The sequence below is a fragment of the Nocardia sp. genome (genome assembly GCF_025465275.1).
Classification (GTDB): Bacteria; Actinomycetota; Actinomycetes; order Mycobacteriales; family Mycobacteriaceae; genus Nocardia.
The window spans coordinates 42,233-51,327 of sequence record NZ_JAODNK010000186.1 but is presented as its reverse complement, the minus strand read 5'-3'; the positions used below and the strand labels follow the sequence as shown (position 1 = coordinate 51,327).

General features: G+C 66.0%; 11 protein-coding genes. 3 read left to right on the top strand and 8 right to left on the bottom strand.

The features are described 5' to 3' along the window. The first annotated feature begins 64 nt into the window (after window positions 1-64). The gene (locus JWN03_RS38620; RefSeq protein ID WP_297626155.1) at window positions 65-1,039 is read left to right on the top strand and encodes a COX15/CtaA family protein; all 975 of its coding nucleotides are present in this window, start codon (window positions 65-67) and stop codon (window positions 1,037-1,039) included. 44 nt (window positions 1,040-1,083) lie between these two features. On the opposite strand, the gene JWN03_RS38615 is transcribed toward JWN03_RS38620, so the two are convergent. The 3 genes from JWN03_RS38615 to JWN03_RS38605 form a co-directional block, all read right to left on the bottom strand. Beyond that, a complete protein-coding gene (locus JWN03_RS38615) occupies window positions 1,084-1,596 on the bottom strand; it encodes a pyridoxamine 5'-phosphate oxidase family protein (RefSeq protein ID WP_297626152.1) in 513 nt (170 codons plus the stop codon). A gap of 81 nt (window positions 1,597-1,677) precedes the next feature. Continuing rightward, window positions 1,678-2,553 (bottom strand): class I SAM-dependent methyltransferase, encoded by an 876-nt coding sequence (locus tag JWN03_RS38610; protein ID WP_297626149.1) that lies wholly within the window; start codon window positions 2,551-2,553, stop codon window positions 1,678-1,680. A 91-nt stretch (window positions 2,554-2,644) separates the two neighbouring features. Then, window positions 2,645-3,136 (bottom strand): MarR family winged helix-turn-helix transcriptional regulator, encoded by a 492-nt coding sequence (locus JWN03_RS38605; RefSeq protein ID WP_297626147.1) that lies wholly within the window; start codon window positions 3,134-3,136, stop codon window positions 2,645-2,647. A 115-nt stretch (window positions 3,137-3,251) separates the two neighbouring features. Between JWN03_RS38605 and JWN03_RS38600 the strand changes: the two genes are divergently transcribed. Beyond that, window positions 3,252-3,623: a DoxX family protein gene (locus JWN03_RS38600; RefSeq protein ID WP_297626164.1), complete on the top strand. Its 372-nt coding sequence runs from the start codon at window positions 3,252-3,254 to the stop codon at window positions 3,621-3,623. Window positions 3,624-3,690: 67 nt separating this feature from the next. Here JWN03_RS38600 and nagB read toward each other — a convergent pair whose 3' ends face one another. From nagB to JWN03_RS38575, 5 genes are read right to left on the bottom strand one after another with little or no spacing between them, the layout of a single operon-like run. Continuing rightward, entirely contained in the window at window positions 3,691-4,473 is a 783-nt protein-coding gene (nagB, locus tag JWN03_RS38595; protein ID WP_297626146.1) for a glucosamine-6-phosphate deaminase, read from the bottom strand. Next, window positions 4,461-5,627, bottom strand: coding sequence for an N-acetylglucosamine-6-phosphate deacetylase (locus tag JWN03_RS38590; RefSeq protein WP_297626144.1), 1,167 nt, complete (start codon window positions 5,625-5,627; stop codon window positions 4,461-4,463). The genes nagB and JWN03_RS38590 overlap by 13 nt, the downstream gene beginning before the upstream one ends. Further along, window positions 5,624-7,279, bottom strand: coding sequence for a phosphoenolpyruvate--protein phosphotransferase (gene ptsP, locus JWN03_RS38585; protein WP_297626142.1), 1,656 nt, complete (start codon window positions 7,277-7,279; stop codon window positions 5,624-5,626). Before ptsP ends, JWN03_RS38590 begins: the two co-directional genes overlap by 4 nt. Further along, complete coding sequence (locus JWN03_RS38580) at window positions 7,269-7,532, bottom strand: HPr family phosphocarrier protein (protein ID WP_297626140.1); 264 nt, start codon at window positions 7,530-7,532, stop codon at window positions 7,269-7,271. The genes ptsP and JWN03_RS38580 overlap by 11 nt, the downstream gene beginning before the upstream one ends. Then, the gene (locus tag JWN03_RS38575; protein ID WP_297626138.1) at window positions 7,532-8,752 is read right to left on the bottom strand and encodes a PTS transporter subunit EIIC; all 1,221 of its coding nucleotides are present in this window, start codon (window positions 8,750-8,752) and stop codon (window positions 7,532-7,534) included. Before JWN03_RS38575 ends, JWN03_RS38580 begins: the two co-directional genes overlap by 1 nt. Window positions 8,753-8,862: 110 nt before the next feature. Here JWN03_RS38575 and JWN03_RS38570 point away from each other — a divergent pair, with 110 nt between their 5' ends. Then, window positions 8,863-9,093, top strand: a complete 231-nt coding sequence (locus tag JWN03_RS38570) for a PTS glucose/sucrose transporter subunit IIB (protein WP_297626136.1) — start codon at window positions 8,863-8,865, stop codon at window positions 9,091-9,093. The last annotated feature ends 2 nt before the right edge of the window (window positions 9,094-9,095 follow it).

Genomic DNA, 9,095 nt, shown 5'->3' with positions numbered 1-9,095 from the left:
GACTAACGACGCGTTGTAGTAGGGCCGGTGATCGGCCCGAATACGCTCCCGCTACCATCGACGCGTGCTATCTCGCGCATTCCAGCGACTCGTCGACCTGCTCCCGATGCCCTCGCTCCGGGTGCAGCGCATCATCGCTTTCGCGGTGATCCTGTCCCAGGCCGGAATCTCGGTGACCGGGGCCATTGTTCGGGTCACCTCCTCCGGGCTCGGTTGCCCCACTTGGCCGCAATGCTTCCCGGGCAGCTTCACGCCGTCGACGGTGTCGGAAGTGCCGGTGATACACCAGGCGGTCGAATTCGGCAATCGCATGCTGACTTTCGCGGTGACGCTGTGCGCGGCCCTGGTGGTCATCGCGGTGGTGCGCGCGCGGCGGCGGTACGAGGTGAAGGTGTACGCGTGGCTGATGCCCGGCGGCACCGTGCTGCAGGCCATCCTCGGCGGCATCACTGTGCGCACCGGACTGCTGTGGTGGACGGTGTCGGTGCACCTGCTGGTGTCCATGCTGATGGTGTGGCTGTCGGTGCTGCTCTACGCCAAGATCGGCGAACCCGATGACGGCATCGAAACCGTTCGGGTGCCCAGGCCGCTGCAGTGGCTGACCGGATTCAGTGCGATTGCACTGTCCGCGACCCTGATTGCGGGCACGCTGGTCACGGGTGCGGGACCGCATGCCGGTGACAAGAGCATCGAGAAGCCGGTCGCGCGGCTGCAGGTCGAGATCGTCACGCTGGTGCATCTGCATGCTGAGATGGTCGTCGCGTATCTGGCGCTGCTGATCGGCCTGGCGTGTGGTCTCGCCGCGATCGGGATGAACAAGGCCATCCGCACGCGCTTGATCGTGGTCATCGTCCTGGTGTGCAGTCAGGGGCTGGTCGGCCTGGTCCAGTACTTCACCAATGTTCCGGCCGCGCTGGTGGCTGTGCACGTCGGTGGCGCCGCCGCCTGCACCGCGGCCACCGCCGCCCTGTGGGCAGCGATGCGCACGCGGGAATCGGTGACCTCGGTGGTCGCCCAGCCTGTTACCCAGAACGCCTGACCATTACCGGCCGGGGAAACCCCTTGCCGTGAGCGATGTTTCGGTCAGGCCGGAAAACGGTACCGGGTCTGGCTGAAGGGCTCACCCTTGCCGAAGGCCAGCACCTTCTCCGGGGCGATGCCGTAGACGGTGGCCGTCCCGTCCCGGCCATCGTCGAATCCGCCGTCGCTGACGGTGAAGTCCCAGTCCAGCTGCACCTTCCACAGTTTGGCCAACTCATGCAGGGTCGGCACATCGGTAATGCGCTCGGCGGTCCCTTCGACCACCACATCGACCCCGGTATTCAGCCGATCGGTACCGGTGGTGAGCACGCAGCGCGGTTCGCGCGCGAGGTTCACCGCCTTCTGCTCGTTATCGCCGGTGCAGATGTGCAGACGGCCCTCATGCCAGATCGCGGGCAGCGGCGTCACATGCGGCCGGCCATCTCCCCGCACCGTGGACAGCCAGAAGATTTCCGCCTGGTTCAGCACATCAGTCACTTCGGCCCAGGAGGGCGCAGTGGCTCCGGGGCTGCTGAAACGCGTATCCAGTTCGACAACGGGCTCGATCACGGACATCACTGATCTCCTGTTCGCAGATGGGTCGTTATCAGTACAGACCGGGCGCGTGGCCGGAATTCATCGCAGTCTCGTAGGAGATCACTTTCGATCGGCGACGGCGACTCTGCCGCGGGTCAGGAAGCGATCCCGCTCGACCTTCAGATCCAGTTCGCGCGCCACGCTGAGCTGGTCAACGTCCGTGGTGACGTCGAATCCGCGCGCGCCCAGCAGTTTTCGCATCCGCTCCGGCGGCCAGGCCGACTGGTTCGGTTCCCCCGCCATGGGATTGTGCCGCCCGGCCAGGTTCAGCAGCACCTGCACTGTTTTGCGGCCGATCGAATACACCCGTGAGGGCACGGGATAGGTGAGGATCAACCGGCTGCCGGGCGCGCTGTGCTTGCCGACCATATCGACGGTGGCCTCGACCTGCTCCGGAGTCAGGTAGGGCACCACACCCTCCCAGATCCAGGTGGTCGGCCGGGTCTCGTCGTGGCCGCCTTCGGCGAGTGCCGCACCGAGGGAATCGCGCGCGAAGTCCACCGGAACGAATCGGACCGAAGCGGCCAGTGCCGTCCGCTCCCCCAATCGTTCACGCTTCTCCTGCTGGGAGGCAGGCTGATCGACCTCGAATACGTCCACCTCGGCGAGTTCGGCCATGCGCCAGGCGCGCGCGTCCAATCCGGCGCCGAGAATCACCAGCTGCGGATTGCCCCGTTCACGCACCGCATCGTCAATCGCGACCGTGCGTACCGCCAGCACTTCCGTAGTGCCGGTGAGTAATTCGTACTCCATCCGCTCCCCGAAGGCCTTCGGCCGGATACCGGAACGAACCCGTTGCACCAGCTCTTGCTCGGAGGGGGTGAGTAGGTCTATCGCCACCGGGTCGGCGAACCGCCCGACCGCCAACCGTCCATCCGCCACGGCGCGGCCCTGACACACCAGAACCGCCGTCCGACTCGCCTTGCGCTCGGCCATGCCGACCATTATTCAGTGACAGCTCGCATCAAGCCCGCGTGACGTGCTGCCGACCCCTCCGAATCCCCGGTACTCCACCGGGAAAGCGAGGTCAGTGGCGACGACTGTCCGGGCAACCCTCCGGGTCGATGGCGTCGCCGATGCGCTGGCCGATCCGGGTCAGCTGCTGGACCTGAGCCTTGGTGATCGGGTCGAAGACGTAGCGCCGCACCGCTTCCACGTGCCCGGGCGCGGATTCCTCGACCTTGCCGAAGCCCGCATCGGTGAGCGTGGCCAGGGTGTAGCGGCCGTCGGTCGGGTCGGGCGCGCGGCGCACCCAGCCGCGTTTCTCGAGTCGGCCCACCACCTGCGACAGTCGCGCCAGCGAGCCGCCGCACAGCGCCGCGAGCACACTCATCCGCAGCGTCCGCTCCTGCGACATGGAAAGCCCGGACAGCACCTGATACTCGAAATGATTAATCCCCGCATCCTGCTGCAGCTGCGCGTCCAGCGCGGCCGGAAGCCGAATCAGCGTGCCCACCAGCGATAGCCATGCCTGCTGTTCCTCGTCGTCGAGCCAGCGCGGCTGTTCATCGGTGCCCATAGCTCCAGGATAACTTAAATCGTGAAGTGAAATCGACATGAGCTGACTTGCATGTTTAAGTGACACAACCTAGCATTCACTCAACGGTTTAAGTGATCAGGAAGGGTTGACCACCATGAATGTGGCGCTGTGGATTGTGGCAAGCGTGCTTGCTGTGGCGTTCGCGCTGGCGGGGGTAATGAAAAGCACCCAGCCGAAGGAGAAGCTCGCGGAGAAGATGCCGTGGGTGCAGGACGTATCCACCGGCACGCTGCGACTGATCGGCATCACCGAGCTCCTCGGTGGACTGGGCCTGGTACTGCCCGCATGGACCGGCATCGCACCGGTGCTCACGCCGATCGCGGCGAGCGGCATCGCGCTCATCATGGTGCTGGCGGCCGGAGTGCACGTGCGCCGCAAGGAGTTCAACGCGCTGCCGGTGAATGCGGTAATGCTCGCACTCGCCGTGTTCGTCGCCTGGGGCCGCTTCGGACCGTACTCCTACTGAGACCCGAGACGAAGCGGGCGGTGCACCGAGTCTCGGTGCACCGCCTGCTCTTTCGTGAAATCCGTGATCAGAAGCTTTGCCAGGCGGGCTTGTTCTCGACGGCGAAGCGGTAGTAGTCGACTGCCTTCAGGTCGGCGGCTGCATCAGGGTCGACGATGACGGTTACGTGGGGGTGCATCTGCAGGATCGATGCCGGGCAGAACGCCGAGACCGGGCCTTCGACGGCGGCCGCGACGGCATCGGCCTTGCCTGCGCCGGTGGCGATCATGACGAGATGGTCTGCGTCGCTGATGGTTCCGAGGCCCTGGGTCAGGACGTGGGTGGGGACCTGGGTCAGGTCATCCTCGAAGAAGCGGGCATTGTCTTCCCGGGTCGTCGGGGTCAGGGTCTTCACCCGGGTGCGTGAGCGCAGGGATGAACCGGGTTCGTTGAAGCCGAGGTGCCCATTGGCGCCGATACCGAGGATCTGCACCGAGATGCGACCGGTCTGGGCGATCGAGCGCTCGTAATCGGCTGCGGCGGCGGGGATGTCGGCGGCATTGCCGTCGGGGCTGTGCACATCGGAATCGGCGAAGTCCACGTGCGAGGTGAATTCGTCGCGGATGAACTGCGCGTAGGACTGCGGATGCCCGGGCGGGAGGCCGATGTACTCATCGAGTAGAAAGGCCTGCACACCACGGAAACTCAGGTCCGCCTCGCGGTACTGGCGAATGAGTTCCTGGTACGCGCCGAGCGGGGAGGAGCCGGTGGCCAGGCCGATTGCGCGGGCCCCGCGGCGTACATGGTCGGCCATGATGCGGCCCGCCAGCACACCGGCTTCGGCCGCGTTATCGGTGATCACGAGTTCCATGGGTTCCCATCCTTGTACACGGTCAGTGGGTTCAAGTGGTGGTCGGTGACAAGCACGTCGGCGCGCATCCCGGAGCGGAGTGCGCCGACCTGATCTGCAAGGCCGAGCAGTCGAGCAGGGGTGGCGCAGGCGGCTGTGGCAGCGGCGGTGAGTTCCACGCCCGCATGGAAGACGGTACGGCGCAGCACATCCGATGCCGTCGCCGTCCCTCCCGCGATGGCGCCCTCGCCGTTCGGGTCGTAGAGGCGCGAAACCCCTTCCTTCACCACCACATCCAGACTGCCCAGGTGGTAGCGCCCGTCGGGTTGACCGGCGGCCGCCATGGCGTCGGTGATCAGGGCGAGGTTGTCCGGACCGATGGTGTCGAAGACCATGCGGACGGTGCCGTCGGCCAAATGGACGCCGTCACCGATGACCTCGGCCACCACATCCCCACGTCCGGCGGCGGCCATGGCGGCGGTGAGGAAATTGGCATCGCGGTGTGCGAGTTCCTCCATGGCATTGAACAGATGGGTGATGGACACCCGCCAGCCGCGCCGCATGGCGTGCACCGAATGCTCGTAGTCGGCGACCGTATGCCCCAGGGACAGCACTACATTGGCATCGGCGAGCACATCGGCCAGAGCGTCGAAGTTCTCGACCTCCGGGGCGATGGTGACCGAGACGATGCGCCCACCGGCGTAGCCGATCAGACGCTCCAGCATGGCCGGGTCACCGGCGATGATCCGGTCGGGATTGTGCGCGCCCCGGCGATGCTCGCTGATGAACGGACCTTCGAGGTGAATGCCTGCGAGCAGTCCGGAATCGACGGCCTTGCCGAGCACGTCGATGCGTTCGCGCAGTTCGGCTTCGGTCGCGGAGACCAGCGAGGCCACCAGCGTGGTGGTGCCACGGCTGCGATGGAAGTCCGCCGCCACGGCGACGCCCTCAGAATCGGCTTCGGGGAAACCGAATCCACCGCCGCCATGGCAGTGCACGTCGATGAGCCCGGGCAGGATCACCGGCGGGCACGCTGCCACTGCGGGCAACTCACCGTCGAATCCCTGTGCCGGGCCGACGAAGTCGAGCAGCGGTCCGTCGAACGACACCACACCGTCGGCGATATCGCCCGCCTCGGTGAGGGTGACGACCCGGCCGCGCAGTGTCGTCCTCACTTACCTCGCCCCAGCGCGGTACGGGCCGCCTGTAATGCCTCGTCGGCGGTTCGCGCCGCAAGTACGGCGGCGGCCGCAGCCCGGCACTGTTCCACGGTGACTTCCGCGAGCATTGCCCGCACCCCGGCCAATGACCGCGGCACCATGGACAGTGTCTCGACACCGAGACCCACCAGGACACAGGCGAATTCGGGGTTGGACGCCGATTCGCCGCACACCCCGACCTTGACATCGTGCTTACTCGCACCGGCGACCACCATGGCAATAGTGGCCGACAGTGCGGGCTGCCACGGATTGTGCAGCGCAGCCAGCGACGAGGACATGCGGTCCGCGCCGAAGAGATACTGCGACAGATCATTCGTGCCGATGGAGAAGAAATCCACCTCCGCACCGAGATGCTCGGCGCGCAGTGCGGCGGCCGGAATCTCGACCATAACGCCGGGCGATTGCACCCCGGCCGCGCGCGCACGGGTGGCGAAGTAGTTCGCCTCCTCTACCGTGCCAACCATGGGCGCCATCACCTGCACGGCAGCCCCGGTGGCCTGTCGTGCGGCCTCGATGGCTGTGAGCTGGTCGAGCAGCGCCCCCTCATCGACGCTGCTCAACCGCAGCCCGCGCACACCCAGCGCAGGGTTCTCTTCTTCCGGCAGATTCAGGAACGGCAGCGGCTTATCGGATCCGGCGTCCAGGGTCCGCACCGTGATCGGGCGCTCCCCCAGGACGCGGAAGATCTCCGCGTACTGCTCCGTCTGCTCGGCCACCGTCGGCGCGGATTGCCTGCCCAGGAACAGGAATTCGGTCCGGAACAGTCCGACACCCTCGGCGCCGAGTTCGACCGCGAGCCGCGCATCGGCGGCGCTGCCCACATTGGCGAGCAGCGGCACCGCATGTCCGTCAGCCGTGCGGCCCGGACCGGTGGGAGCGTCTGTGTGCCGCGCGCGCACGGCAAGCACTTCCTCACGACGCTGCTCCCCCGGCTCGACTTCGACTGTGCCACTGGTGCCGTCGAGCACCACCACGGTGTTCTCCGCGATCTCGACCGCCTCCGGGCAGGCCACCACGGCCGGAATACCCAGGGCCTTGGCCAGAATCGCGGTATGCGAGGTGGGTCCGCCTGCGACGGTGAGCAATCCGACCACGATCTGCGGATCGAGCGTCGCCGTATCGGCGGGCGCGAGATCCTGCGCGGCGAGAACGAAAGGCGTAGCGCTGTCCGGGATTCCGGGCGGATCCACCCCCAGCAGTTCGGCGACCACCCGCTGCCCCACATCCCGCAGGTCGGAGGCGCGTTCGGCCATCATGCCGCCCAGCGCCGCCAATTGCTCGGCAAAGTGGGCAACGGCCTCGGTGACCGAGTGCGCGGTGGGGCCACCGGCACGGATACCCGTGCGCACCTGGTCGAGCAGAGCCGGATCGGCCGCCAGCGCCGAAGTCATGAACAAGATGTCGGCGGCCGGACCTTTCGCCGCATCGGCCTGTGCGGCGTAGCGGCCCGCGACGGTCTCGAAAGCGGTTTCGGCACGGGAGATTTCGGCCTCGATATCGCTCCCGGGAGCATCGGACGAGCTGGTGACCGGCGCGGACGCCAGCCACTTCACCGGTCCTAGCGCCACTCCGGGAGCGGCGGCGACACCATGGATCTCACGCGTCAAGATCGGTCTCCAGCAGCGTGACGAGCTGGTCGAGGACCTCGTCACCGCCGTCCTCGGTGTAGAGGGTGACGGTGTCGCCCTGCTTCACGCCGAGGGTCATCACCTGCAGCAGACTGCCGGCGGCGACAGGCGGCTTGCCATCGATCGAAATCGTCACGGGCGTGGCCGATTTGGCGGCGGCCTGGGCGAAGAGGGCGGCCGGGCGGGCATGCAGGCCGGTCTTCGACGCAACAACAGCGGTGCGATTGATCATTACGCGACGTTCTCCTTCTCGATCTCTTCTTCTTCGGGTTCACGACCCGGTGTCGGCAGATTCCAGCGTCGGATGATGAAGCTGAAGGTGACGTAGTACAGGACGGCGTAGCCGAGTCCGATGGGAATCAGCCAGAGCGGATGCGTCGCCTTACCGAAGTTCAGCAGATAGTCGATGGCGCCCGCGGAGAAGGTGAAACCGTCATGGATACCCAGCGCATTGGTCAGCGCCAGCGCGGTGCCGGTGAAGAGCGCGTGGATGAGCAGCAGCGGCCAGGCGACGAAGATGAACGCGAATTCCAGCGGCTCGGTGATACCGGTGACGAAGGCGGTCAGACCGGTGGAGAGCATGATGCCGCCGATCATCTTGCGGTTCTCCGGCTTGGCATTGCGCCAGATGGCGAGCGCGGCTGCGGGCAGGCCGAACATCATGATCGGGAAGAAACCGGTCATAAAGGTACCGGCGGACGGGTCACCGGCCAGGAAGCGCGGGATATCGCCGTGCGTCCCGTTGTAGTCGCCGATCACGAACCACAGCACCGAGTTCAGGATGTGGTGCAGTCCCAGTGGCAGCAGCATGCGATTGGCGAAACCGAAGATGCCGCCACCGACGACCGAATGGTCGGCCACGGTATTGCCGAGCCAGGTCAGACCGGAGTTGAAGGCCGGGTAGATGAACGACATGACCACGCCGAGAATCACTGCCGCACAGGCGGTCAGGATCGGGACCAGGCGGCGGCCGGAGAAGAAGCCGAGGTAGTCCGGGAGCTGGGTGCGGTGGTAGCGCTGCCAGAGAATCGCTGCCGTCAAGCCGATGACGATGCCGCCGAGGACACCGAAGTTCACCAGTGCCTGAGCACCTTTGGTGTCGGTCTTACCTTCGAGGACCACCGGGGACATGGCTTTGAGGACGCCGCCGAAGGCGAGGTAGCCGACCACCGCGGCGAGCGCAGTGGAACCGTCGGCCTTCTTGGCCCAGCCGATGGCGATACCGACCGCGAACAGCAGCGGGAGGGCGTCGATGAGTGCACCGCCGGCCCCTGCGAGCACGCTGGCGACGGTTTTGGTGGCCGTCCAGCGGCCGATCATGTCGTCCTGGCCTAGTCGTAGCAGCAACCCGGCGGCAGGTAGCGTGGCAATCGGCAGCATCAAGCTACGGCCGAGCTTCTGCAGTCCGGACAGGTCGATTTTCTTGCGCGCGCCCTGGGCGGTATCGGCCATAGCGGTGTTCCTCGGTCTGTGAATAGGGTCACCCAGCGGTATGGTGACTGGTTATAACCACATATAACTGGTTATAACCAGTTTTGTCCACTCGACACGCAGGAGGAATCATGTCGAAAGTCGATCAAATCGTCGCCGGACTCGGTGGCACCGACAACATCGTCGAAGTGGAGGGCTGCATCACCCGACTCCGCGTCGAGGTCAAGGACGCCACGAAGGTGAACGAGAAGGATCTCAAGGCCGCGGGCGCGCACGGCGTGGTCAAGATGGGTGACGCGGTTCAGGTCGTGGTCGGGCCGACCGCCGATGCCCTGGCCGAAGACATCAACGATCTCCTCTGAGC

Coding starts and splice junctions, on each gene's coding strand:
- nagB (WP_297626146.1), bottom strand. CDS start 4,473: ATGGAACTCGTGATCACCGATAACGCGGCCGAAGCCGGTGTGCTGGCG.
- JWN03_RS38610 (WP_297626149.1), bottom strand. CDS start 2,553: ATGGCCGAGCGCAAGGCGAGTCGGACGGCGGTTCTGGTGTGTCAGGGC.
- JWN03_RS38575 (WP_297626138.1), bottom strand. CDS start 8,752: ATGGCCGATACCGCCCAGGGCGCGCGCAAGAAAATCGACCTGTCCGGA.
- JWN03_RS38600 (WP_297626164.1), top strand. CDS start 3,252: ATGAATGTGGCGCTGTGGATTGTGGCAAGCGTGCTTGCTGTGGCGTTC.
- JWN03_RS38615 (WP_297626152.1), bottom strand. CDS start 1,596: ATGTCCGTGATCGAGCCCGTTGTCGAACTGGATACGCGTTTCAGCAGC.
- JWN03_RS38605 (WP_297626147.1), bottom strand. CDS start 3,136: ATGGGCACCGATGAACAGCCGCGCTGGCTCGACGACGAGGAACAGCAG.
- JWN03_RS38580 (WP_297626140.1), bottom strand. CDS start 7,532: ATGATCAATCGCACCGCTGTTGTTGCGTCGAAGACCGGCCTGCATGCC.
- JWN03_RS38570 (WP_297626136.1), top strand. CDS start 8,863: ATGTCGAAAGTCGATCAAATCGTCGCCGGACTCGGTGGCACCGACAAC.